The organism is Serratia sp. UGAL515B_01, from assembly GCF_033095805.1.
GTDB lineage: Bacteria > Pseudomonadota > Gammaproteobacteria > Enterobacterales > Enterobacteriaceae > Chania.
Window position 1 is genome coordinate 34832 of record NZ_CP109901.1, and the last position, 25942, is coordinate 60773.

The window sequence follows — 25942 nt, forward strand, 5'->3', positions numbered from 1 at the left end:
TGCAAACGATAAACACACTGTAAGGATAAGTTATGAACAAGACTCAACTGATTGATGTAATCGCGGACAAGGCTGACCTTTCCAAAGCTCAAGCTAAACTGGCTCTGGAATCCACCCTGACTGCTATTACTGAGTCTCTGAAAGAAGGTGATGCAGTGCAATTAGTTGGTTTCGGTACTTTCAAGGTAAACCATCGTAGCGAGCGCACTGGCCGCAACCCACAAACTGGTAAAGAAATCAAAATCGCAGCTGCCAATGTGCCTGCATTCGTATCAGGTAAAGCTCTGAAAGACGCGGTTAAGTCCTAATCGCGTGTTATTAAAATGTTTAAACAGGGGGGCGATGGTGCCCCTTTTGTTTATCCAACGGGCGCTCATAATGGCTGTTGTTGTCAGTGGTTTGAGCGCCTGTAGTTTTCGCTCGTCTACACCTTCTTTTAGCGCCACGGGTTTTGTTGCCGATCAGGGTGTTGTACGAATATGGCGAAGAGATGACAGGCAGCAGCGCCCTTCGGTACTGATGAGTGTCTATAGTCCTTATCGTGGGCCAGGGACAATCTCAACGTTGTACGAATATCACAATGGTGTGCTGTACCAGATCAAACGTACCGATGCGGATGGTGATCGCGATTCTATTCAACTTCGTTTCACAGAAAATGGCACGGTCAGTTTTATGCAGCGTCAGTTGGCTACCCAACGCCAAAAGTTGTCCAGTGATGATATCGCACTCTACCGCTATCAGGCTCGTCGTATTCTGGAAGTGAGTAACGTGCTTAATGCAGGCCGCGTGAGGTTGCTGCAGGGACATTGGCAGCAAGGGGAAGTCAAGTTGTGCAATGGTGAAACGGTCAAGCCGGATTTTGATAAGCAGGCCGAGGCTTTAGTCGAACGGCGAGCGGCTAAAAGTCGCCAACCGGTTAGTCTTGCCTGGCTGGATGGGCCTGAAGGACGAGAGTTGCTGTTGGTTTCTAATGATGACTTTTGCCGTTGGGAGCCGACGCAAGGTACGCTATAGAAACGCCAACCAACAAAAGGCCCTACGTACAGAGCCTCTTGTATCGAGACGATAGCTTACTTTTCTCGGGCGATAGCGCGGTAGCCAATATCTTTGCGGCAGAAACTGCCTTGCCACCTAATCCCTTCCGCTAACAGATAAGCCTGCTTTTGTGCTGCTGCGACAGTTTTACCCAATGCGGTTACGCAAAGCACGCGCCCACCGCTGGTTACCACCTGGTTTCCCTGTATCCGTGTACCTGCATGAAAGACTTTCTCATCAGCATTTTCCTGCTGTGGCAAACCTTCAATCACATCGCCTTGGTGGTACTCCCCAGGATAACCGCCTGCGGCCAAGACAACACCGAGGGAAGGACGTTCGTCCCACTCAGAGGTTTTCTCAGCGAGTTTGCCTTCGGCTCCTGCCAGACAGAGCTCCACTAGATCTGAACGCAGGCGCAGCATGATCGGCTGAGTTTCAGGATCGCCAAAGCGACAGTTGAACTCAATAACCTTAGGCTGGCCATCTTCGGTAATCATCAGGCCAGCATAAAGGAAGCCGACATAAGTATTGCCTTCTGCCGCCATGCCGCGCACAGTTGGCCAAATCACCTGTTCCATCACGCGCTGGTGGATCTCGTCAGTGACTACCGGCGCCGGTGAATACGCTCCCATACCACCAGTATTAGGGCCGTGATCGCCATCACCGACACGTTTATGATCTTGGCTGGTTGCCATGGGAATGACATTCTCGCCATCCACCATAACGATGAAGCTAGCCTCTTCACCTTCAAGGAATTCCTCAATCACGATGCGATGCCCAGCCTGACCAAATGCATTGCCCGCCAGCATATCTTGGATGGCGTCCTCGGCTTCTTGCAGCGTCATGGCAACGATCACCCCTTTACCTGCGGCCAGACCGTCTGCTTTGATCACAATGGGCGCACCTTTACTGCGTACATATGCCAATGCAGGTTCTACTTCGGTAAAGTTTTGGTACTCGGCGCTTGGGATTGCGTGGCGGGCCAGGAAGTCTTTGGTAAAGGCTTTGGAACCTTCAAGCTGGGCAGCAGCTTGCGAAGGACCGAAGATTTTCAACCCTTCAACCTGGAAGGCATCGACGATGCCCATAACCAATGGTGCTTCAGGACCGACGATAGTGAGTTCGATTGCGTTAGCTTTGGCAAAGGCGATCAATGCGGGAATATCTGTGGGTGCGATATCGACATTGATCAGATTAGCTTCCAGTGCGGTACCTGCGTTACCCGGCGCAACGTAAACGTTATCCGCTAGTGGCGATTGGGCGGCTTTCCAGGCTAACGCATGTTCGCGTCCGCCGTTGCCGATAATCAGAATATTCATCAGGGGCTCCATAAACGACGTGCGTGTCTGCCACGCACGTAGCAAAAAGGATTAGTGGCGGAAGTGACGCATGTCGGTGAAGATCATCGCAATGCCATGCTCATTAGCTGCTGCAATCACTTCATCGTCACGAATCGACCCACCCGGCTGGATCACGCAGGTAATACCCACCGCAGCTGCAGCGTCAATACCGTCACGGAACGGGAAGAAGGCGTCTGATGCCATCGCGGAGCCTTTCACTTCCAGACTTTCGTCTGCGGCCTTGATACCGGCAATTTTTGCTGAATATACGCGGCTCATTTGACCCGCCCCGATGCCGATGGTCATGTTATCGCGTGCATAAACGATAGCGTTGGATTTGACGAATTTGGCGACTTTCCAGCAGAACAGCGCATCACGCAGCTCTTGAGCGGTGGGTTGACGTTCGGACACCACACGTAAGGCAGTTTCAGTCACCATACCCAGATCGCGGTCTTGTACCAACAAACCGCCATTGACGCGTTTAAAATCCAGCCCGCGAATGCGTTGTTGCCATTGGCCACAGAGCAGCACGCGTACGTTCTGCTTAGCCGCCAGCAAAGAACGTGCTTCGTTACTGATACCGGGTGCGATGATCACTTCAACAAATTGACGGCTGATGATCGCTTTCGCTGTTTCTTTATCCAACTCACGGTTGAAAGCAATGATACCGCCAAATGCGGAGGTTGGATCGGTTTGGTAGGCACGGTTATAGGCTGCCAAGAGATTTTCACCGATTGCTACACCACAGGGGTTAGCATGCTTGACGATCACACAGGCAGGTTCTGCAAACTCTTTCACACACTCTAGAGCTGCATCGGTATCCGCGATGTTGTTATAGGAGAGTGCTTTACCCTGCAGCTGTTCTGCGGTGGCAACGGAAGCTTCGTGTAGATCCTCTTCTATATAAAACGCGGCCTGTTGGTGGCTATTCTCACCGTAACGCACATCTTGCTTCTTGATGTAGTTCAGATTCAGCGTGCGAGGGAAACGACCAGAAGGCCGAGAGGTTTCTCCATGATAAGCAGGAACCAAGGTGCCAAAATAGTTAGCAATCATGCTGTCATAGGCGGCGGTATGTTCAAACGCTTTGATAGCCAGATCGAAACGGGTTGAGTACAGCAGCGAACCGTCATTATTGTCCATCTCGGTAATGACAGCGGCGTAGTCGCTGCTTTTGACCACAATGGTAACGTCTTTGTGGTTTTTGGCGGCGGAACGCACCATCGTTGGCCCACCAATATCAATATTCTCAACGGCATCTTCCAGCGAACAATCCGGGCCTGCCACCGTTTGGGCGAAAGGATACAGATTCACAACGACCATATCGATCGGGCGAATTGCATGGTTTTCCATAATCGCATCGTCCTGACCTCGGCGGCCAAGAATACCGCCATGTACTTTCGGATGCAGTGTCTTGACACGTCCGTCCATCATTTCTGGGAACCCGGTGTAGTCGGAAACTTCGGTAACAGGCAGACCGGCATCTGCCAGCAGACGCGCTGTGCCACCGGTGGAAAGCAGTTCTACTCCGCGCTGGCAAAGAGCTGTAGCGAATTCAACGATACCGGATTTGTCAGACACGCTGAGCAAGGCCCGGCGGATTGGACGAGGTTGTTGCATGGTTTTATCCCTTGGCTTTGAGTCGCAATAAAAGAGCGTTACGTGGATCTCTACCTTACTTTGCTTCTTATATAGAAGGATTTCTCTCTTACTATAAAGAGGGACAGGAAAAGATCCAGTTAACGCCCCGCTAAAATAGGGGCTCACTTCATCGCGGAGAATTGTAGCGAAAACGTTTGCGTGGTGCTCGTAAATTTTCCAGGCAAATGCGCCTTGTGGATAAGTTAGTGTATAACTTGGTATAAAGGCGGGTTTTGCTGTGGAATGCAGCAAACGACACTTTTTGTTGAAAATACCTGTTGCGGGCGACGCGTAACTCCCTATAATGCGCCTCCATCGACACGGAACAGGTGAATGATTTCACGGTGCTTCCGGGGTCAGCAGAAAAAACCTAAAAATAAGGTTGACTCTGTAAGAGGAAAGCGTATTATACGCCACCTCGAGTTAGCAAGCGAAAGCGCGTAACTCACTGCTCTTTAACAATTTATCAGACAATCTGTGTGGGCACTCACAAGACGATATCCAGCTGCTTAGGCAGCAAAAAAATATCAAGTCTTGAAGAGTGACCAAGCAGTAATTCATGCGAATGAATTATTACGAAAGTTAATTTTCGAGCATCGCTTCACGAGTTGAAGCAAATCAAGCTTTTAATTGAAGAGTTTGATCATGGCTCAGATTGAACGCTGGCGGCAGGCCTAACACATGCAAGTCGAGCGGTAGCACAGGGGAGCTTGCTCCCTGGGTGACGAGCGGCGGACGGGTGAGTAATGTCTGGGAAACTGCCCGATGGAGGGGGATAACTACTGGAAACGGTGGCTAATACCGCATAACGTCGCAAGACCAAAGTGGGGGACCTTCGGGCCTCACACCATCGGATGTGCCCAGATGGGATTAGCTAGTAGGTGGGGTAATGGCTCACCTAGGCGACGATCCCTAGCTGGTCTGAGAGGATGACCAGCCACACTGGAACTGAGACACGGTCCAGACTCCTACGGGAGGCAGCAGTGGGGAATATTGCACAATGGGCGCAAGCCTGATGCAGCCATGCCGCGTGTGTGAAGAAGGCCTTCGGGTTGTAAAGCACTTTCAGCGAGGAGGAAGGGTTCAGTGTTAATAGCACTGTTCATTGACGTTACTCGCAGAAGAAGCACCGGCTAACTCCGTGCCAGCAGCCGCGGTAATACGGAGGGTGCAAGCGTTAATCGGAATTACTGGGCGTAAAGCGCACGCAGGCGGTTTGTTAAGTCAGATGTGAAATCCCCGAGCTTAACTTGGGAACTGCATTTGAAACTGGCAAGCTAGAGTCTTGTAGAGGGGGGTAGAATTCCAGGTGTAGCGGTGAAATGCGTAGAGATCTGGAGGAATACCGGTGGCGAAGGCGGCCCCCTGGACAAAGACTGACGCTCAGGTGCGAAAGCGTGGGGAGCAAACAGGATTAGATACCCTGGTAGTCCACGCTGTAAACGATGTCGATTTGGAGGTTGTGCCCTTGAGGCGTGGCTTCCGGAGCTAACGCGTTAAATCGACCGCCTGGGGAGTACGGCCGCAAGGTTAAAACTCAAATGAATTGACGGGGGCCCGCACAAGCGGTGGAGCATGTGGTTTAATTCGATGCAACGCGAAGAACCTTACCTACTCTTGACATCCACGGAATTTGCTAGAGATAGCTTAGTGCCTTCGGGAACCGTGAGACAGGTGCTGCATGGCTGTCGTCAGCTCGTGTTGTGAAATGTTGGGTTAAGTCCCGCAACGAGCGCAACCCTTATCCTTTGTTGCCAGCGATTCGGTCGGGAACTCAAAGGAGACTGCCGGTGATAAACCGGAGGAAGGTGGGGATGACGTCAAGTCATCATGGCCCTTACGAGTAGGGCTACACACGTGCTACAATGGCGTATACAAAGAGAAGCGACCTCGCGAGAGCAAGCGGACCTCATAAAGTACGTCGTAGTCCGGATTGGAGTCTGCAACTCGACTCCATGAAGTCGGAATCGCTAGTAATCGTAGATCAGAATGCTACGGTGAATACGTTCCCGGGCCTTGTACACACCGCCCGTCACACCATGGGAGTGGGTTGCAAAAGAAGTAGGTAGCTTAACCTTCGGGAGGGCGCTTACCACTTTGTGATTCATGACTGGGGTGAAGTCGTAACAAGGTAACCGTAGGGGAACCTGCGGTTGGATCACCTCCTTACCTAAAGATATTAGTTGAGTGCAGTGTCCACACAGATTGTCTGATGAAAAGTAACGAGCAGAAATACCTTTATAGGCTTGTAGCTCAGGTGGTTAGAGCGCACCCCTGATAAGGGTGAGGTCGGTGGTTCAAGTCCACTCAGGCCTACCAAATTTCTTCTCATGCTGCGTTATGTGCGCGGTCGTTTACGCCAGTAAACTTCCCTTCCACATGCCTTGCGTGAAAAGAAATTACATTCGCACTTCAAATCGAATGTAACTCTCCGAGTGGTACATAAAGGTCTCTGCGAGTGACTGTATGGGGCTATAGCTCAGCTGGGAGAGCGCCTGCCTTGCACGCAGGAGGTCAGCGGTTCGATCCCGCTTAGCTCCACCATACCGTCCTTGATAATACTTCAGAGTGTACTGGCAACAGTATGCTGCGAAGTATTTTGCTCTTTAACAATCTGGAACAAGCTGAAAATTGAAACCTGACAGCTGAAACTTATCTCTCCGTAGAAGTATTGAGATAAGGACTAACCTGTCAGAGAGTCTCTCAAATGTTTGCAGCACGAACGATGGAAACATCTTCGGGTTGTGAGGTTAAGTGACTAAGCGTACACGGTGGATGCCTAGGCAGTCAGAGGCGATGAAGGGCGTGCTAATCTGCGATAAGTGTCGGTAAGCTGATATGAAGCGTTACAACCGGCAATACCCGAATGGGGAAACCCAGTGCAATTCGTTGCACTATCCTGTCATGAATACATAGTGGCAGGAGGCGAACCGGGGGAACTGAAACATCTAAGTACCCCGAGGAAAAGAAATCAACCGAGATTCCCCCAGTAGCGGCGAGCGAACGGGGAACAGCCCAGAACCTGAATCAGGGTGTGTGTTAGTGGAAGCGTCTGGAAAGTCGCGCAGTAAAGGGTGATAGCCCCGTACACTAAAATGCACATTCTGTGAGTTCGATGAGTAGGGCGGGACACGTGACATCCTGTCTGAATATGGGGGGACCATCCTCCAAGGCTAAATACTCCTGACTGACCGATAGTGAACCAGTACCGTGAGGGAAAGGCGAAAAGAACCCCGGCGAGGGGAGTGAAATAGAACCTGAAACCGTGTACGTACAAGCAGTGGGAGCCTTCTTAATGGGGGTGACTGCGTACCTTTTGTATAATGGGTCAGCGACTTATATTTTGTAGCAAGGTTAACCGAATAGGGGAGCCGTAGGGAAACCGAGTCTTAACTGGGCGTCTAGTTGCAAGGTATAGACCCGAAACCCGGTGATCTAGCCATGGGCAGGTTGAAGGTTGGGTAACACTAACTGGAGGACCGAACCGACTAATGTTGAAAAATTAGCGGATGACTTGTGGCTGGGGGTGAAAGGCCAATCAAACCGGGAGATAGCTGGTTCTCCCCGAAAGCTATTTAGGTAGCGCCTCGTGAACTCATCTTCGGGGGTAGAGCACTGTTTCGGCTAGGGGGCCATCCCGGCTTACCAACCCGATGCAAACTCCGAATACCGAAGAATGTTATCACGGGAGACACACGGCGGGTGCTAACGTCCGTCGTGAAGAGGGAAACAACCCAGACCGCCAGCTAAGGTCCCAAAGTCATGGTTAAGTGGGAAACGATGTGGGAAGGCACAGACAGCCAGGATGTTGGCTTAGAAGCAGCCATCATTTAAAGAAAGCGTAATAGCTCACTGGTCGAGTCGGCCTGCGCGGAAGATGTAACGGGGCTAAACCATGCACCGAAGCTGCGGCAGCGACGCTTAGGCGTTGTTGGGTAGGGGAGCGTTCTGTAAGCCGTTGAAGGTGGACTGTGAGGTCTGCTGGAGGTATCAGAAGTGCGAATGCTGACATAAGTAACGATAAAGCGGGTGAAAAGCCCGCTCGCCGGAAGACCAAGGGTTCCTGTCCAACGTTAATCGGGGCAGGGTGAGTCGACCCCTAAGGCGAGGCTGAAAAGCGTAGTCGATGGGAAACAGGTTAATATTCCTGTACTCGGTGTTACTGCGAAGGGGGGACGAAGAAGGCTAGGCTAGCCGGGCGACGGTTGTCCCGGTTTAAGCGTGTAGGGGGTGTGACCTGGTAAATCCGGTTGCATATCAACCCTGAGGCGTGATGACGAGTCACTACGGTGGCGAAGTAGTTGATGCCCAGCTTCCAGGAAAAGCCTCTAAGCATCAGGTAACACAGAATCGTACCCCAAACCGACACAGGTGGTCAGGTAGAGAATACTCAGGCGCTTGAGAGAACTCGGGTGAAGGAACTAGGCAAAATGGTGCCGTAACTTCGGGAGAAGGCACGCTGGCACGTAGGTGAAGAGACTTGCTCTCGGAGCTGAAGCCAGTCGCAGATACCAGCTGGCTGCAACTGTTTAATAAAAACACAGCACTGTGCAAACACGAAAGTGGACGTATACGGTGTGACGCCTGCCCGGTGCTGGAAGGTTAATTGATGGGGTTAGCGGCAACGCGAAGCTCTTGATCGAAGCCCCAGTAAACGGCGGCCGTAACTATAACGGTCCTAAGGTAGCGAAATTCCTTGTCGGGTAAGTTCCGACCTGCACGAATGGCGTAATGATGGCCAGGCTGTCTCCACCCGAGACTCAGTGAAATTGAACTCGCTGTGAAGATGCAGTGTACCCGCGGCAAGACGGAAAGACCCCGTGAACCTTTACTATAGCTTGACACTGAACATTGAGCCTTGATGTGTAGGATAGGTGGGAGGCTTTGAAGTGTGGACGCCAGTCTGCATGGAGCCAACCTTGAAATACCACCCTTTAATGTTTGATGTTCTAACTCTGCCCCATAATCTGGGGTGAGGACAGTGTCTGGTGGGTAGTTTGACTGGGGCGGTCTCCTCCCAAAGAGTAACGGAGGAGCACGAAGGTTAGCTAATCACGGTCGGACATCGTGAGGTTAGTGCAAAGGCATAAGCTAGCTTGACTGCGAGAGTGACGGCTCGAGCAGGTACGAAAGTAGGTCTTAGTGATCCGGTGGTTCTGAATGGAAGGGCCATCGCTCAACGGATAAAAGGTACTCCGGGGATAACAGGCTGATACCGCCCAAGAGTTCATATCGACGGCGGTGTTTGGCACCTCGATGTCGGCTCATCACATCCTGGGGCTGAAGTAGGTCCCAAGGGTATGGCTGTTCGCCATTTAAAGTGGTACGCGAGCTGGGTTTAGAACGTCGTGAGACAGTTCGGTCCCTATCTGCCGTGGGCGTTGGAAGATTGAGAGGGGTTGCTCCTAGTACGAGAGGACCGGAGTGAACGCACCACTGGTGTTCGGGTTGTCATGCCAATGGCACTGCCCGGTAGCTAAGTGCGGAAAAGATAAGCGCTGAAAGCATCTAAGCGCGAAACTTGCCTCGAGATGAGTCTTCCCTGGGCCTTTAAGGTCCCTGAAGGAACGTTTAAGACTAAGACGTTGATAGGCTGGGTGTGTAAGTGCAGCGATGCATTGAGCTAACCAGTACTAATGATCCGTGAGGCTTAACCTTACAACACCGAAGGTGTTTTGGATTTGAGAGAAAAGAGTCGGTTTTCAGCGAAAGTTCCGGATTGGTTCTGATGGCTGCACGCGAGAGAAGCGTGAGCGGTTGGGATGAAACAGAATTTGCCTGGCGGCAATAGCGCGGTGGTCCCACCTGACCCCATGCCGAACTCAGAAGTGAAACGCCGTAGCGCCGATGGTAGTGTGGGGTCTCCCCATGCGAGAGTAGGACACTGCCAGGCATCAAATAAGGTCGAAAGCCCCATGCGAAAGCATGGGGCTTTTTGCTTTTTCTATTGTTTGTTGTTCGGCTCGAACATGTGATGCGACCAATATGTCGGGAAAAGATTGGAATGCCGCAAACGGTGGCCTCTGAGGAGGGTGCTAAGAGCAAGGTGAATCAGGTAAGAATAGGCTGGCGTTATCCACCTGATGTATTTGACAGTACAAAAAGGCCCCATGCGTTCGCATGGGGCCTTCAATTTTGTTTCTCCAGTATTTTCTATGAATTGATCAGTGCGAACTACCTTGCGAGATGCCTAACCCAGTTTGTGAACGCACGAATTGTGCACGGAACTTCCCGCGTTCTTGCTGCCCAGTTAAGGATTTGTCGGTAACTGAGAAAAACCAGATACCAATGAATGCGACCAACATTGAGAATAATGCTGGATATTCATAGGGATAAATTGGTTTGGCGTGTCCAAGTATTTGTACCCAAATGGTTGGCCCCAGGATCATCAGTATTACTGCGGTTAACAGGCCTAGCCAACCCCCAATCATTGCTCCCCGTGTTGTCAGCCGAGACCAGTACATGGAAATAATGATAATTGGGAAGTTGCAGCTGGCCGCGATCGAGAATGCCAACCCCACCATAAAGGCAATATTCTGTTTTTCGAACAGGATACCAAGAGCAATGGCCACCAAGCCGAGGAGTAATACGGTAATCTTTGACACTCTGAGTTCATCACGCTCAGTCGCTTTACCGTCTTTCATGACACAGGCATACAGGTCGTGAGAAACCGCCGAAGCACCTGCTAATGTTAACCCTGCAACAACGGCCAGAATGGTGGCAAAAGCGACAGCAGAGATAAAACCAAGGAAGAAGTTACCACCAACGGCGTTCGCCAGGTGGACTGCTGCCATGTTGTTTCCACCCAATAATGCCCCGCTGGCATCCTTGAATGCCGGGTTGGCACTGACGAGCAGGATCGCTCCGAAACCGATAATAAAGGTCAGAATATAGAAATAGCCAATAAATCCGGTGGCATAGAACACGCTTTTGCGTGCTTCTTTAGCATCGTTAACGGTAAAAAAGCGCATCAGAATATGCGGTAGGCCTGCCGTACCAAACATCAAAGCCAAACCGAGTGATAGCGCAGAGATAGGGTCAGATACCAGCCCTCCAGGGCTCATAATCGCTTCCCCTTTTGGGTGTACCTTAACGGCTTGAGAAAACAACGTATTGAAATCAAAGTTTACTGTCTTCATGACCATCAGAGCCATGAAACTGGCGCCTGCTAATAGCAGAACGGCTTTGATGATCTGTACCCAGGTTGTCGCCAACATGCCACCGAAAAGCACGTACAGCACCATTAATATCCCAACCAGCACCACGGCGACGTGATAATTGAGGCCAAACAGCAATTGGATCAGCTTACCTGCCCCGACCATTTGTGCGATCAGATACAAAGCGACCACCACCAGAGAGCCACAAGCCGAAAGGCTACGAATGGGTTTTTGCTTAAGCCGATAAGAAGCAACATCGGCAAAAGTATAACGTCCAAGGTTGCGCAGCCGTTCGGCAATCAGGAACAAAATGATCGGCCAACCTATCAGGAAGCCGATAGAATAGATTAAGCCATCATAGCCAGAGGTATATACCAATGCAGAGATACCTAAGAATGATGCTGCAGACATAAAGTCGCCTGCTATCGCCAAGCCGTTTTGTAGCCCGGTAATACGCCCCCCGGCCGTGTAGTAATCCCCTCGAGAGCGAGTGCGTTTCGAAGCCCAGTAGGTGATATAAAGTGTGGCTCCTACAAATAGCAGAAACATAACGATCGCCTGAATATTCAGTGGCTGGCGTTCAACTGCCCCACCGATGGCGTCTGCTTGGCTAAGACCCGGTAAAGCCAGCAATGCAGAAATTGAGAGCAAACGCTTCATTTCTTCACCTCGCGCAGTATTTCTGCATTTAGACGATCAAATTGGCCATTTGCGCGATAAACATAAATACCGGTTAATACAAAAGAGGTCACAATCAACCCTATACCGATCGGGATCCCTCGGGTAATGGTTAAGCCTTTAGATAGAGGTGTTCCCAGCCAATGCGGGTTGAAAGCGATCAGAAAGATGAAACCGACGTAAAGAGCCAATGTAATCAGCGAAAGTAGCCAGGCAAAACGACTACGTTTTTGTACCAGCTCCTTAAAACGCGGATTTTCCTCAATCTCCTGATAAATATCGTTATTCATTTTATTTTCTTCTCCTATCGTTATTGATCGATCACGTCGCGCTATACCCGTTTTGCTTTCAAGTGATGCCTTGCTGGTTGTCTTCATCCGCCCCAACCGAAACGACTGGGGAGGAGCTTTAAGCTATGGGGTGTACAGGCCATCCAACGGCTGATGGATGGTCAGAAGCGGCGTAGATTAGGATGGAACGTTCATTGACTGCTTTTCTTCCAACAACTTGTCGACTACAGCTGGATCTGCCAGCGTTGAGGTATCTCCCAGATTACTGGTGTCTCCGCTGGCAATTTTGCGCAGAATACGCCGCATGATTTTGCCTGAACGTGTTTTTGGCAAAGAGTCTGTCCAGTGGAGGACATCCGGTGTAGCAATGGGGCCGATCTCCTTACGTACCCAATGGCGTACTTCAGCGTAAAGTTCAGGTGTCGGCTCTTCGCCATGATTTAGAGTGATATAGGCATAAATTGCCTGTCCCTTGATGTTATGAGGAATGCCAACCACGGCTGCTTCAGCAATTTTGGGGTGAGAAACTAATGCAGATTCAATTTCTGCAGTACCCAGACGGTGGCCTGAAACGTTCAGTACGTCATCGACACGGCCGGTGATCCAGTAATAGCCATCCTCATCGCGGCGGGCACCGTCACCGCTGAAATACATGCCTTTAAAGGTAGAGAAATAGGTTTGTTCGAAGCGTTCGTGGTCACCGAACAAGGTGCGAGCCTGACCAGGCCAAGAATCCGTAATGACCAGATTACCTTCACAAGCCCCCTCTTGTGGTGTTCCCATATTATCGACTAACGCTGGCTGTACACCAAAGAAAGGACGGGTGGCGGAACCTGCTTTCAGTTCCGTGGCACCTGGCAATGGGGTGATCATGAACCCCCCAGTTTCTGTTTGCCACCAGGTGTCAACTATTGGGCACTTACCGTTACCTATTTTGTTGTAATACCATTCCCAGGCTTCAGGGTTGATTGGTTCACCTACGGAACCCATGATACGTAGCGAGTCGCGTTTGGTACCTTCAATGGCTTTGTCGCCTTCAGCCATCAAGGCACGAATAGCTGTTGGTGCGGTATAGAGAATATTGACCTGATGCTTATCGACTACCTGTGATAGACGATTCACGCCGGGATAGTTCGGTACTCCCTCGAACATTAGCGTAATGGCACCACATGCCAATGGGCCATAGAGCAGATAACTGTGACCTGTCACCCAACCTACATCTGCAGTACACCAATAAACGTCACCGTCGTGGTAGTCGAAGACATATTTGAATGTTGTTGCGGCGTAGACCAGATAGCCACCGGTAGTATGCACAACGCCTTTTGGTTTACCGGTCGAACCAGAAGTATAAAGAATGAACAGCGGATCTTCTGCATTCATCTCTTCTGGCGGGCAATCAGCAGAAACACCTGCAGTCAGTTCGTGCCACCAAAGATCTCGCCCTTCCTGCCAATAACCCGGTTTCCCCGTGCGCTGGAACACCACCACATTGTTAACGCTTTTTACGCCAGGGTTCTTCAACGCATCATCTACGTTCTTTTTCAGCGGTACGGCACGGCCAGCGCGCAGGCCTTCATCCGCAGTGATGATCAGTTTGGTGTTCGAATCGATAATACGGCCCGCAACGGCATCCGGTGAGAATCCTCCGAAGATCACCGAATGTACGGCACCAATGCGTGCGCAAGCCAGCATGGCAACAGCCGCTTCGGGCACCATTGGCATATAAATAGCAATGACATCACCTTTATTTATGCCAAGTTTTTTCAGCACATTAGCAAATTGGCAGACGTCATGATGCAACTGCCTGTAAGTCACTTTTTTTGACTGAGTGGGGTCATCACCTTCCCAGATAATGGCTGTTTGCTCACTGCGTTCGGCCAAATGTCGGTCAAGGCAGTTGGCTGAAAGATTCAATGTACCGTCTTCAAACCAACGAATACTAATATGACCAGGATCGAAAGAAGTGTTCTTTACCCGAGTATAAGGTTTTATCCAGTCTAGAATTTTTCCCTGCTTTCCCCAAAAAGCCTCAGGGTCTTGCACAGATTGTTGATAATATTGTTGATATTGTACTGGATCCATCAAGGTATGTTCTGCAATTGCAGAAGGAATGGCATGTTTATGCGGTTGGCTCATGGTTTTTCTCCTTAGATTTGTTAATAGTATGTCAAACTATGGTTAAGTATAGTTTGCGATGATTCTTTGTTTCTTTTTTGCGCGGTAGATCACGCAACGAACATATTGATTTGTAATAGTTACTACACCCATGGTGTTGTATATCTGATTGGTTGACGGTGAAAAGCAGGTGATAGGTGTGTTTTGCTCTAAAAAATTTTATAAAATCAAGAGAGCTATAAAGAGGATTATTTAATTCTATCGAGATAAACAAACTCATTTAAGTATGTGTTTTTTATTGTATTATTTTAGTTTTCTTTTTTAACTGTTGAATTTATTAATTGCAGCTTATTTTATGATTGTCCGTTGATTAAAAATGTCATATTCGAGATCGAAATGAATAGCACAGCTTGGTTGTTTTTTGTTCTTAATGAATTATTAAAAAATATGAATAACTGTAAATTCTTTTGTGGAAGTTTCATTTTTCAACAAAAGTGGAACATTTTTTTCGTCTAAATATGCAAGTGTGATGATAAGCCATTCATTTTAATTTTGTTTAAAAATTGTTCCTCTTGTCATTGGGTTGTTCTATTTCATTCATATTTATGTTTTTAATTACAATATGTTACGGTGGTAGTGAATTTGGGGTTGTCCATTTAGTATGCTAAAACCGCTGTAACAATGATGAAACAAAACTTGCAGAAACCTGCCCTCAGATGATACAGATTTATACCCAAGTTCATTCAGGTGGCAGGTCGGCGGCAAGCGAGTCATTCCCTAGGACATAGCTTACTATGTGATTGAGGTGAACGAGCCTAGCCAAAACCCTCAGCTTGAATGGTGACGGGTATATGCTGCGTCGCACGAAGGGCAGGCGAGTGCATGTTATTAACGAACATAAGCCCGTATTAAATGATTAAGTATTCCCTCCAGAGTCTAAAGCTGTTTTAAGCACTTTGTGAGAGGGATCTTTGAGGACTTTTGGGTATGAAGAGTGTAAAAATCAGCCTTGCTTGGCAAATTCTGATTGCATTGGTATTGGGGATTATTTTAGGCGCTGTATTACATAATCAAACCGAGTCTCGTGAATGGTTGATTAACAATGTATTGAGCCCAGCCGGCGATATATTCATTCGTTTAATCAAGATGATTGTGGTGCCTATCGTTATTTCCACATTAATAGTGGGTATTGCCGGTGTAGGTGACACCAAGAAGTTGGGCCGCATTGGGTTAAAAACCATTATCTATTTTGAAGTTATTACCACTATTGCTATTGTTGTTGGCATCACATTGGCCAACTTTTTTCAACCAGGACACGGTATTGACATGTCGGTACTAACCGCAGTTGATATCTCACAATATGAAAAAACTACTGAGCAGGTGCAGAGCGGTTCGCATAGTCTGGTCGCAACCTTGCTTTCGTTGATTCCTTCCAATGTGTTCTCCGCGATAGCCAAAGGCGAGATGCTGCCTATTATTTTCTTCTCGGTACTTTTTGGATTAGGGCTATCCTCTCTGCCACAAGACACTAAAGAACCCTTATTGAAGGTATTCAAAGCCGTTTCTGAAAGCATGTTCAAAGTCACTCATATGATCATGCGTTATGCGCCGATCGGGGTGTTTGGCTTGATTTCTGTAACGGTGGCCAATTTTGGTTTTGCCTCACTGTTGCCGTTGGCCAAACTGGTAGTACTGGTTTACTTTGCGATCGCCTTTTTTGGCTTGGTGATACTGGGTGCCGTCGCGCGGATGTGTAAACTGCGTATCTGGACATTGATCCGTATCCTGAAAGAAGAACTCATCCTGGCTTTTTCCACTGCGAGCTCAGAAACTGTACTACCACGTATTATCGAAAAAATGGAAGCTTATGGAGCACCGAAATCCATTACCAGCTTCGTAGTGCCTACCGGCTATTCTTTCAATCTTGATGGCTCTACGTTGTATCAGAGTATCGCGGCTATTTTCATTGCCCAGTTGTACGGCATTGAGTTATCGCTGGGGCAAGAGATCATTCTGGTTCTGACTCTGATGGTCACTTCAAAAGGGATTGCAGGCGTGCCTGGCGTCTCCTTTGTAGTATTACTGGCAACGCTGGGCAGCGTGGGCATTCCATTGGAAGGTTTGGCGTTTATCGCGGGCGTTGACCGTATTCTGGATATGGCGCGCACTGCATTGAACGTGGTGGGCAACGCTTTGGCTGTACTGGTTATTGCCAAGTGGGAACGTCAGTTCGACTATGAAAAGTCATTGGCCTATGAACAAGAGTTCCTGTCTGGCCAGGTAAAACCTGTCAATCAGTCGTAATACGCTTTTTATCATAACCGATTTTTACGGCGTATCCACATAACGGGATGTCGATACCTTAAACGCCCCAACCTTGATGATTGGGGCGTTTGTTATACTTCTCTCGATTCAAACTGCAGGTTTTTGGTTACGTGAGTTTCCCCTTGCCTTGTTCCTTGTTCAACGCCTGTTTTACAAACGTTTCTGTTTTCCCCGTATTATCGCTTTCTCTTGCTGACCAACGTGCTTCAACTGTTTTTACTTAACTTAGGGTCCATCGATTGCGCACGCTAATCACATGCGAGCAGCGCAGGTTGCGAATGTGTTGCCTAAAAATGCATAGGCGTATTAGGCTAATTTGATTGGACTCGCAATATCGTTAGTTAATCTGATTAATAATCAGTATCGCTGACTGCCTTTATTAGCCCAAAAGGCTAGGCTGTGTCCCTTAACCGTCCGTGGTGCCGTCGCAGCCCCAAAAGCCCATCATCAAGGCGGAGGGTGAAGGGCAGAGTGGCACTCTGTTCAACCCCACAACGCAGAGAATGGGCTTTTGGGGCGCGACCCTACGGGCTGACGCCATTGGCGTGCATTGCTGCGTTGTTCGCCGCTTATTGGGTCTACACCCAACCTCGCGGCTCACGCCTTGCTCTGCGTGCAAATGACCGCCAGCGGCGCTCGCGTAACGTTAAGGGACACAGCCTAGGATACGAAGTAAACGACCAAATAGTTGTGCTTAATTTAAACCTCAGACAGGTAGAAATGATGCGGAACGCCGACAGCCGTGGATCCATTATTGGGGCTCGCATTGTGCCCCCATGTGTCCAATGGTCGACTAACCTGCATCTCTCACTTTTAGCACGGTGACATGCAGCTATTTAGCCTGCCTCGGAGTAAACGGCATTAGTAAAAATAAGGAGTTTGAGATGCACCCCATTGATGATAAACACAAAACCATGCTGATCAGGCAACTCCCGAATAAAGCGGTAGCGCTGGTTCTAGCTGGAGGACGAGGTTCCCGGCTTAAAGACTTGACGTCAGTCAGGGCTAAGCCCGCCGTGCACTTTGGCGGTAAATATCGCATCATCGACTTTGCACTTTCTAACTGTCTTAACTCCGGTATTCGTCGTATTGGCGTTATTACTCAGTATCAATCGCACACATTGTTGCAGCACCTCCAGCACGGCTGGTCTTTTCTTAGCGAAGAGATGAATGAGTTTGTCGACCTGTTACCCGCACAGCAGAGACAGGATATAGATCATTGGTATAGCGGCACCGCTGACGCTGTTTTTCAGAACCTGGATATTATTCGGCGTTACCGTGCGGAGTACGTGGTGATCTTGGCGGGAGATCATATTTATAAGATGGACTACTCACGCATGCTGTTGGAGCATGTGCTCAGTGATGCCCCTTGCACTGTCGCCTGCATTGAAGTTCCTAAAGAGGACGCTAAGGCGTTCGGTGTCATGGCGGTCTCCGACACCTTGCAGGTAAAAGCATTCTGGGAAAAACCTGATGATCCGCCAACAATCCCTGGCAAACCCGATCGCAGCCTCGTTAGTATGGGGATCTACGTTTTTAACGCAGAGTTTCTTTTTAAACTGTTGGCTGATGATCATGCAGATAGCAACAGTACCCATGACTTTGGTAAAGATATTTTGCCGAAAGTAACCACAAAAGGTCAGGTATGGGCACATCCATTCTCGATTTCCTGCGTCTCTTCAGCACCGGGTGCCCCTGAATACTGGCGTGACGTCGGAACATTGGACTCTTACTGGCAAGCGAATCTGGATCAGGCTGCAGTAACGCCGGAACTGGACATGTATGATCGCAATTGGCCAATACGAACTTACGCTGAACTTCTCCCTCCTGCCAAGTTCGTTCAGGACCAATCAGGCAGTTATGGCATGATGATGAATACGCTGGTTTCTGGTGGCTGTATTATTTCCGGTTCGATGGTGGTTAATTCGGTTCTGTTCTCGCGTGTACGTGTGAATTCGTTTTGTTCACTAGATTCTTGTGTGCTTTTGCCTGATGTGAACGTCGGACGTTCTTGCCGACTGCGCCATTGTGTTATTGATAGGGGCAGCCAGATCCCAGAAGGGATGGTAATTGGCGAAAATGCGGAAGAGGATAGCCGTCGTTTTTATTGTTCTGAAAATGGGATCGTGCTGGTGACAAAAGATATGTTGGCCAAGCTGCAATAACCTCAATTTCAACCGATTGAACGCCTTCAACGGAGCAGCCAAAGGCGTCACAGCCTGAATTCCAGTCCACCCAAAAAGCGGGTACCAGCGTTGCTGGGGTTGGTAAGAAGGTTATTCTGCCCAAGTACTGCACTTTGGTGCGCTGTACCACGGGCAACTTTTCCAGTGGTTTACTGCGAGGTGACTGCTTGGCCTATAAGCTTATTGACTGAACCACAAACGGTGATTTTATTACGCACGACGGTCAAGTATTCAAAGTGTTGATTGTGTTGTCAGATCACCCTTTTGACAGCGTGTATTGAATGGCAAAAGTTGACGTGAAGTGCCCGTTTTTTGAACAGACTGAATCCGTTAAAAAACACGGTCTGGGAAAGGTTGGTCATCAGCGTTATCGGTGCCAAATGTGCTGCCGAACTTTCCAGCTCGACGTAAGTTACTGAAGCTGTCAGTGGGTTTTAATGTTGCCTTCTGGTGCACAGATAACGTCAGCGCTTACGACATGCTGGCGAATAAAAAGCACATCACAGGTAAGCTTTATACACAACGAATTGAGCGTGAAAATCTGAATCTTCGCAACCGATTAAAATGGCTAAATCGCAAGACTCTCGGATACTCAAAATCAGTAGAAATGCATGAGAAAATTATCGGTACATTCATCGAACGTGAGTATTACCTGCAATGACCAAATCTACACATTGAATACGTGACCAGATTATCAGGGATAATGGAATTACCTCAGTCGTGACCAGCGTAAGTAGTAATAAGATTGTCTTGAATATCATTTTTTCTTATCAATAAAAAAGTCACTTTAAACAATTTCCAGATAATAGCAAAATCATCGTTAAACACGATATGTTGAAATGTATGGTTATTCAAAGAGGTGGGTGTAAAAATAATTTTTTGTTTTCATTGGTAAATTTTTATTGTTTTGGATCAACGTTTGCTTACATTTATTTGTGTCCACAAACAAGCCAGGACTATATTGATTGCGATTCTCACTCACTTTTAATAGGTGCAATATGGTGAATTGGTTTAATCGTTTAATGGATCGACCAGACCTTGGAAAACTCATCCTGCGCTTGGCATTCAGTATTATGATGATGTTCCACGGATGGCATAAACTGATCGACGGCATCGAAAATATTCAGGGGATGTTGGCCCAGCACAGTTTACCGGGCTTTATCGGTTACGGTGTTTTCATTGGTGAGTTAGTGGCACCCTTGCTGATGGTATTGGGGATACTCACTCGTCCAGCTGCGTTGGTGTTCTCATTCACCATGCTGGTAGCCTACCTGCTGATTGATCCAGGTAAAGTACTGATGTTGACACCGGTAGGGGCCTGGGGTGCAGAGGATATTGCCGTGTATTTCTTTGCGGGATTAGCCATCGCGTTTCTTGGTAGTGGCCGCTATTCGGTAATGAAAAAACCGGACTGGCGCTGAGGATGTCCTGAGAAACCACAATGGTATTTTATTCTTTAAGGGGGGAGTATACAGATCCATCCCCCTTTGCCATAGGGAGTTATGCAACGTGCTGTTAACGCTTTATCCTACCTTTAGATTTTACTGCTATACCTAGAAAATCGTTTTTCATCCTTCTTATCTAAAGCAACCCATGCCTTTCTCTGACCGATGATAAAGGCATTCTTGGTTGCGGTAATCACCAGTCAAAAATAGGTATCGTTTAGGCGTTACACCGATTATTCCTTTGGCAAAACTCTATACCGTAGTTCGTTATATTACTGGACTTGAAAACCCTGCTTAGCAGAGAAGATAGCCCCACTTGGAATGGCGCTATCTTACTGAATAAACAATGTAAAATTCTGTCTTGCGCATCCAGGAAATGCTGCTATCGTCAATGTTCACAGCTTTATGACAACAGGAAAGTCACGCATGAAAAAGCAGGTGTGTTCGTTGAAACGGTGGGGAAAAAGGGTTTTACAATTTATCACAGTGTTTACCACGGTAGCGTCGTTTCAGGGTGCTTTGGCGCAGGTTCCATTACAGGATCAGCAACCAGCTAATGTGGGGTTGCGTCCTGCCATCATGGGCCATACCGCTGCAGTCTCAACGGGTGATCCGTTGGTCACCTCTGTTGCTATGCGCATTCTACTGCAAGGTGGCAATGCTTTTGACGCAGGGGTAGCCGCGCTGATAGCAGGTGGCGTACTTGAACAGGATCTTTACAGTTTAGGTGGGGAGGCACTGGTTCTGGTGTATCCAGTTTCTGAAGCTAAAGTGAGCTCCATTGTTGGACAAGGTTGGGCTCCTCATGCGGTTGATGTTGACTGGTATCTCTCGCGTAATAAGACGCTGCAGGGAGAGGGTCTCGATCCTGCGGTGGTTCCCGGTTCGCTACATGCGGCGCTTACCGTGCTTGAACGTTGGGGTACGATGAGTTTCGAACAGGTTTCTGCTCCCGCCATCGAATATGCCGAAAACGGCTTCCCGATGAGAGTGAGCACAGCACGCGCTATTGCCGCGCAATCTAAACTGTTTGATCGTTGGCCTGCTAACAAAGCCTACTGGTACAAAGCGGATGGCACCCAATATAAAGTTGGCGAGACGATTAAACTCCCTGCGACTGCCAATACCTTGCGCCGTATGGTCGAAGCCGAACGTGCTGCAAAGGCAGAAGGAAGGGAAGCGGCTATCGTTGCCGCACGTGATCGTTTTTATAAAGGCGATATTGCTAAACAGATGGTCGCTTTCCTACGCCAGAACGATGCGCCATTTGATGAGAGCGATTTTGCCGAGTTCTATGCTCGTGTTGAAGAACCCACTAGCACTACCTATCACGGCTACACCGTTTATAAGCAAAGCTTCGGTAGCCAAGGCCCGGTGCTTTTGCAAACCCTCAACATCCTCGAGCAATTTGACCTGAAAGCGATGGGCTTTGGCAGTGCAGACTACCTGCATACGATGGTGGAGGCACTCAAACTGGCTTATGCCGATCGAGATACCTACTATGCCGACCCAACGTTTGTGAAGGTTCCCGCTGAAGGGTTGTTGTCAAAGGCTTATGCCAAAGAACGTGCTGCATTGATCGACCCCAAGCATGCCTCAAGGCAATATATTGCAGGCAATCCCCTGAAATATGATAGTCATGTAAAGGAATGGCCGTATGCGGTAATCAATGTTACAGATACCTCTCGCCCAGGCCAGTCTGCTGGGTTGTTGTCTGAGCCGATCATGCTGGCCTCGCTGGGCCGTGACTCTGCTGGAATATCGAAAGATACTACCCACATGGCGATTGTCGATAAAGACGGTAATCTTTTCGATGCCACACCAAGTGGTGGCTGGATCCCCGGTGCGGTCATCCTTGGTGATACCGGAATTGCCATGAGTGTACGTGGTGAACAATTCTGGTTGGACGAACACCATGCTAATCAGGTACGCCCACATGCTCGCCCACGTTATACACTTACGCCAACCCTGATTTTCAAGGATGGCAAACCGTTTATGGCGCTGGGTTCGCCGGGGGGAGATAATCAGGAACAGACCATACTCCAAGCGCTGCTAAGCACGACAGAACGCTGGGATGACTGGTATCCCAACCTGAATAAGGCTTTCGAAGCGCCACGTGTGCAGACCTCTCATCTTTATGGTTCGTTCTGGCCACATGCCGCTGGCTTTAACAAGCTGGCTGTTGAGGCTACCGTGCCTGACGCGGTGTACAACGAACTGAAATCACGCGGCCATGACGTTAGCCGCTTGCGCACCTTTGGCATGTCGGGTTGTGCGACCTCCGTGCTGATTGATCCTGCCTCGGCCAACCGTTTTGCCGGAGCCGATCCGCGGCGTGATTGTTACTCGATCGCCTACTAATCTGCGGCCCTTGCTGCACGTTAGCGCTGCTGAGGCGATTTGAACGCAGAACAACTTAGCGATGCGTTAAATTGTCCCAGTCAGGTACCACAAGCAATAAAGGAACACAGCCTGGGCTGTGTTCCTGCGGCAGTTGCAGCGAGCCTGATATCCTGAGACGAAAGTTTTACTTGCTAACAACTCTCATTGATCTTGGCTTGCTAAAGTCTAGATACATACCATTCCAGGCTTTTACATTCTTTAATTCACTTGTTGCTACGTTACCGATGAATTCGCCAATTCTGTTATATGAAAGGTTATCCCAATCCGACAAGTATACTTTTGCTTCTGAACCAGCCTCTACATGAACTTCATGATTGTATATCCACGCTGGCAAGGAGTATCCAGACCTTTCTCCAATAGGGAGGCAATATTTATCGCCTGTTTGATTAGAGATAATACAGCCTTCATTAAATTTTGGTGGTAGAGCCCGACCATTAACAGTGTACGAGAGACCTTCTGGTGCGCTTGATAGTGTTCTTTCGGTAAAACTTTGGCTGTGGCATAACACTGTAGCTCTATTGGGTTGACTCGCCGTAGGGACGTTGATGTGGAATCTGTTCATCAGTGTGCTGATGGCGCGATGGTTGGCCAGTTTGAAGTGCAGGATCCCGTCGTTAGTTTCCACCTGCAACTGGCAGTCACCGTCTGCAATTTTGGCGCTGTCATCGGGGTAGGTGAATCCATATGCACCATGCAAGGCCGGGTAGATGTAGCTTGGTAAGGTGCCTTGCGGATCGTAATAGCCCACGAGTGTTGTCACCGGAACGCCAAACTGCTCTGGTTTGCGCACAACTCGGGTATCGTTCTCGGTGCTCTCTTGCCACTTTTTGCCATCAGAGGTAAAGCTCTTTTTGAAGCCCTGTTTGACAGGGATATCTTCGCCATTGATAGTGAAATTACTGCTGTATGCAGCCTGGTGATCGATGGTCAGGCTGCGCCCTAGGTTTTGACTGGAAGCCGCGGGTACTCTGACATCACGTGTCCAGTGGCCATTCCACATGGTGATATTGACCACCTGATATTCATCAAATAGCGCCATCAGCCGGTTTTCGCTCAAATCATCAATCGGGGCATCGACTTGCTCTATGCTCTCAACCTTGTGCTCATAGGGTTCCATACGAGCGGTTGTTGCGTCCCACTTGCTAAAGCCGGTAGGCGAGTTGCTATCGAACACCGCTTTGCTTTCTAAGAAACTCTGGATGATAGCTGCCGAATTGGGCGTGTAGAGCGTAAAACGGTTGGCATTGGAGAATGGAGAGCCTCCTGCCATGGCATCAAGACCAAACTTGTGCCCGTCAAACGGGGGCTGACATTCGCCATCCAGACATGCGTCCGCATTGGCGCGGCTTGGGTAGAAGTTGGGGATGAAGCGGTGCTTGTCGCTATCCCAGCCCCAACTGGAGTTGATCTGATCGGCACTTCGGTGGACCGAGCCACGGAAACCATCGACATAGTGACCAAGCCCGTAGTTGTGACCTACCTCATGGCTGAATTCGTTGCCGAGCGATACATCCAGGGTCACTATCCCCGCGCCACCAGAGCCGCCGTGGACTTGCACTCCATTTGCGTAGTTACCGCGGCTGTTGTGGGCTACCAGCTGGGCGACCTCGAAAGAATAGCTCCTGTCTCCTTCTGTCGCCGTGCTGTTGATGCCGTAGTTGGCATTGTCGATGCCGTGAGATATGAGCTCCTTGCCGATCTGCTCGCGCATGTTACCGGTATGCCAGCCTCCCTCGCTCGGATCGAAATCAGTTAGCAGTGTGCCATCCGGTAGCATCACCTCCTGAAGGTAGACGGGGGCATACTGGCTGACGATCATCCGGCTGGTCGGGATAGTCTGGAAGTATTCACGATGAGCTTCTGGATCTTTGGCAAAATCAAATTGATCCCGTGGGGGAGTCAACATGCCGATATCGATGGTGTGGATCAGCAGTTCACCGGGTGCTCCCACTTTTATCCCGGTAAGTTCGCCGCTGAGTTCCCCTTGGCTAATGGTGAGACTCAACCCAGGCATGATCCACTCTGCTGGCAACTCACCACTCCAGGTATTTGGTGCATAGGTGATGCGGTTGTTTTCAAGCTCCCCATCATAGAACCACTGACCATTGACAGATTTGAACTGAAAGGTCTGTCCCCGTGAAATCGTCACCTGCTTATTGCTAAAGTAGATATTCGAGTTGTAGCTCGCATTTGAACGCACCCGTACCATTTTGCCTTTCCACTCAGCTCCTGTGGGCAGATAGATATCCTGTACCCAGCGGCCATCGGCGGTTTGGATCTCCACCAGCGTCCTGCCGGTTAACTGCTCACGGAGAAAACTGGCACTTTTGTCGCTGAGCCTAGCCAGATCGGCGTTGCTGCTGATGACTGCGGACGAGCCACTTTCTGGGGTAAAGTCCACGCCTCCTTCAGGTACTCCGGACAAGTGATAGACGGTCTCTGGCAGTGCTGATGGGGGGGCTAATGTCAGGGTGCCGAGCACTTTGCCATTGGCATCGTGGGCTTGTACCTGTACTGGCGTTACCTCATCAGTCTGCAGTGGTTGCACCAGCAGCAGACTCTTGCGCAAACTGGTCAGGGTCGGCTGGCGATCTCCCTCTTTTGGTTGTGCGGGCAGGATCTGGCTCTGAGCAAACTGTACCTGTGCACCCATATTGCCCGTGAGATCGTTCTGGGGACTTGTTGTATTGAAAATTAGGGGGGCTGCGGTTTCGGCAAGTAAAGGGCCAGTTGCTAGGGTAGCTATCATGAGGCCAGCTATTTTGGTCATTTTAATGGTCATTTATTCTTCCTTGTGTGATTATTTATCCGATGTATAAGGGTATAACATAGTTGCAAATGGACAGTAGAGAGCACCGTTTTTGACGTTGAGGTATTGAGCAGACTTTGTCGTGGTCAAGTAAAACTGGCCATGGTTTTAGGTATATCTAGGCTATCCCCCTTAATTATCAATGAAAATATAACATTATATTTGATGTGAACAATCGCCCAAACTTCTTCACGACATGCATGACTTAGGCTGTGTCCCTCAATTGCACGCGAGCGCCAATGGCCCCAGCCCGAAGGGCCGCGCGCCAGAAGCCCGTTCTCTGTGTTGTCGGGCTTGAACAGAGGGCCACTCTGGCCTTTACCCCTTAGCCTTGATAACGGGTTTTGGGGGCAGCGACGTCACCACGGGCAATTGATGGACACAGCCTAGTATCCCTTGCCGACCAGCCAACTGCTCATTTTGACGCTGTGGTTGGATATGCCGATGGCCGCGATATTTCTGACGCCGGCAGAGCCGCAACTGGCATTAAAATCCTCTACGACGTAGCTGTACTTAAT

General features: G+C 49.2%; 12 protein-coding genes, 2 tRNA genes, 3 rRNA genes and 1 pseudogene. 12 read left to right on the forward strand and 6 right to left on the reverse strand.

What is annotated here, in order from left to right; genetic code table 11:
- The first annotated feature begins 32 nt into the window (after positions 1 to 32).
- Positions 33 to 308, forward strand: coding sequence for a nucleoid-associated protein HU-alpha (gene hupA / locus OK023_RS00435; RefSeq protein WP_317694236.1), 276 nt, complete (start codon positions 33 to 35; stop codon positions 306 to 308).
- A 34-nt stretch (positions 309 to 342) separates the two neighbouring features.
- Positions 343 to 1014 carry a DUF1481 domain-containing protein gene (locus tag OK023_RS00440; RefSeq protein WP_317694237.1) on the forward strand — a complete coding sequence of 224 codons (672 nt, stop codon included), beginning with the start codon at positions 343 to 345 and terminating at the stop codon, positions 1012 to 1014.
- Between the two features lie 56 nt (positions 1015 to 1070).
- Here the strand turns inward: OK023_RS00440 and purD are convergent, their stop codons facing one another.
- A complete protein-coding gene (purD, locus tag OK023_RS00445) occupies positions 1071 to 2354 on the reverse strand; it encodes a phosphoribosylamine--glycine ligase (protein WP_317694238.1) in 1284 nt (427 codons plus the stop codon).
- Positions 2355 to 2405: 51 nt separating this feature from the next.
- Positions 2406 to 3995 carry a bifunctional phosphoribosylaminoimidazolecarboxamide formyltransferase/IMP cyclohydrolase gene (gene purH / locus OK023_RS00450; protein ID WP_317694239.1) on the reverse strand — a complete coding sequence of 530 codons (1590 nt, stop codon included), beginning with the start codon at positions 3993 to 3995 and terminating at the stop codon, positions 2406 to 2408.
- A 648-nt stretch (positions 3996 to 4643) separates the two neighbouring features.
- On the opposite strand from purH, the gene OK023_RS00455 reads away from it, so the two are divergent.
- From OK023_RS00455 to rrf, 5 genes are all read left to right on the forward strand, one after another.
- Positions 4644 to 6185: ribosomal RNA gene (locus tag OK023_RS00455) — 16S ribosomal RNA — on the forward strand.
- Between the two features lie 73 nt (positions 6186 to 6258).
- A tRNA-Ile gene (locus OK023_RS00460) sits at positions 6259 to 6335 on the forward strand.
- 149 nt (positions 6336 to 6484) lie between these two features.
- Positions 6485 to 6560: transfer RNA gene (locus tag OK023_RS00465), tRNA-Ala, on the forward strand.
- Between the two features lie 204 nt (positions 6561 to 6764).
- Positions 6765 to 9674, forward strand: a 23S ribosomal RNA gene (locus tag OK023_RS00470).
- Between the two features lie 119 nt (positions 9675 to 9793).
- A 5S ribosomal RNA gene (gene rrf / locus OK023_RS00475) occupies positions 9794 to 9909 on the forward strand.
- The 16S, 23S and 5S rRNA genes sit together here with 2 tRNA genes alongside, the layout of an rRNA operon.
- 271 nt (positions 9910 to 10180) lie before the next feature.
- Here the strand turns inward: rrf and actP are convergent.
- From actP to acs, 3 genes are all read right to left on the reverse strand, one after another.
- On the reverse strand, positions 10181 to 11833 hold the full coding sequence (actP, locus tag OK023_RS00480) for a cation/acetate symporter ActP (protein ID WP_317694240.1): 1653 nt from the start codon (positions 11831 to 11833) through the stop codon (positions 10181 to 10183).
- Entirely contained in the window at positions 11830 to 12141 is a 312-nt protein-coding gene (locus OK023_RS00485) for a DUF485 domain-containing protein (RefSeq protein ID WP_317694241.1), read from the reverse strand. The genes actP and OK023_RS00485 overlap by 4 nt, the downstream gene beginning before the upstream one ends.
- A 177-nt stretch (positions 12142 to 12318) precedes the next feature.
- Positions 12319 to 14277, reverse strand: a complete 1959-nt coding sequence (gene acs, locus OK023_RS00490; RefSeq protein WP_317694242.1) for an acetate--CoA ligase — start codon at positions 14275 to 14277, stop codon at positions 12319 to 12321.
- A 966-nt stretch (positions 14278 to 15243) separates the two neighbouring features.
- On the opposite strand from acs, the gene gltP reads away from it, so the two are divergent.
- The 5 genes and pseudogenes from gltP (at position 15244) to OK023_RS00515 (ending at position 22573) form a co-directional block, all read left to right on the forward strand.
- Complete coding sequence (gene gltP / locus OK023_RS00495) at positions 15244 to 16560, forward strand: glutamate/aspartate:proton symporter GltP (RefSeq protein ID WP_317694243.1); 1317 nt, start codon at positions 15244 to 15246, stop codon at positions 16558 to 16560.
- 905 nt (positions 16561 to 17465) lie between these two features.
- Positions 17466 to 18746 carry a glucose-1-phosphate adenylyltransferase gene (glgC, locus tag OK023_RS00500; RefSeq protein WP_317694244.1) on the forward strand — a complete coding sequence of 427 codons (1281 nt, stop codon included), beginning with the start codon at positions 17466 to 17468 and terminating at the stop codon, positions 18744 to 18746.
- A gap of 302 nt (positions 18747 to 19048) precedes the next feature.
- Positions 19049 to 19428 (forward strand): annotated as a pseudogene (locus tag OK023_RS00505) (IS1 family transposase).
- 337 nt (positions 19429 to 19765) lie between these two features.
- The gene (locus OK023_RS00510) at positions 19766 to 20188 is read left to right on the forward strand and encodes a DoxX family protein (RefSeq protein ID WP_317694245.1); all 423 of its coding nucleotides are present in this window, start codon (positions 19766 to 19768) and stop codon (positions 20186 to 20188) included.
- Positions 20189 to 20638: 450 nt separating this feature from the next.
- The gene (locus tag OK023_RS00515) at positions 20639 to 22573 is read left to right on the forward strand and encodes a gamma-glutamyltransferase family protein (protein ID WP_317694246.1); all 1935 of its coding nucleotides are present in this window, start codon (positions 20639 to 20641) and stop codon (positions 22571 to 22573) included.
- Between the two features lie 166 nt (positions 22574 to 22739).
- Here the strand turns inward: OK023_RS00515 and OK023_RS00520 are convergent, their stop codons facing one another.
- The gene (locus OK023_RS00520; RefSeq protein ID WP_317697432.1) at positions 22740 to 25391 is read right to left on the reverse strand and encodes a M66 family metalloprotease; all 2652 of its coding nucleotides are present in this window, start codon (positions 25389 to 25391) and stop codon (positions 22740 to 22742) included.
- Between the last annotated feature and the right edge of the window lie 551 nt (positions 25392 to 25942).

Excerpts from the sequence above, each read along its gene's own strand:
- hupA (WP_317694236.1), top strand. The coding sequence starts at position 33 with ATGAACAAGACTCAACTGATTGATGTAATCGCGGACAAGGCTGACCTT.
- OK023_RS00515 (WP_317694246.1), top strand. The coding sequence starts at position 20,639 with ATGAAAAAGCAGGTGTGTTCGTTGAAACGGTGGGGAAAAAGGGTTTTA.
- gltP (WP_317694243.1), top strand. The coding sequence starts at position 15,244 with ATGAAGAGTGTAAAAATCAGCCTTGCTTGGCAAATTCTGATTGCATTG.
- purH (WP_317694239.1), bottom strand. The coding sequence starts at position 3,995 with ATGCAACAACCTCGTCCAATCCGCCGGGCCTTGCTCAGCGTGTCTGAC.
- actP (WP_317694240.1), bottom strand. The coding sequence starts at position 11,833 with ATGAAGCGTTTGCTCTCAATTTCTGCATTGCTGGCTTTACCGGGTCTT.
- purD (WP_317694238.1), bottom strand. The coding sequence starts at position 2,354 with ATGAATATTCTGATTATCGGCAACGGCGGACGCGAACATGCGTTAGCC.
- OK023_RS00485 (WP_317694241.1), bottom strand. The coding sequence starts at position 12,141 with ATGAATAACGATATTTATCAGGAGATTGAGGAAAATCCGCGTTTTAAG.
- acs (WP_317694242.1), bottom strand. The coding sequence starts at position 14,277 with ATGAGCCAACCGCATAAACATGCCATTCCTTCTGCAATTGCAGAACAT.
- glgC (WP_317694244.1), top strand. The coding sequence starts at position 17,466 with ATGCACCCCATTGATGATAAACACAAAACCATGCTGATCAGGCAACTC.
- OK023_RS00440 (WP_317694237.1), top strand. The coding sequence starts at position 343 with ATGGTGCCCCTTTTGTTTATCCAACGGGCGCTCATAATGGCTGTTGTT.
- OK023_RS00510 (WP_317694245.1), top strand. The coding sequence starts at position 19,766 with ATGGTGAATTGGTTTAATCGTTTAATGGATCGACCAGACCTTGGAAAA.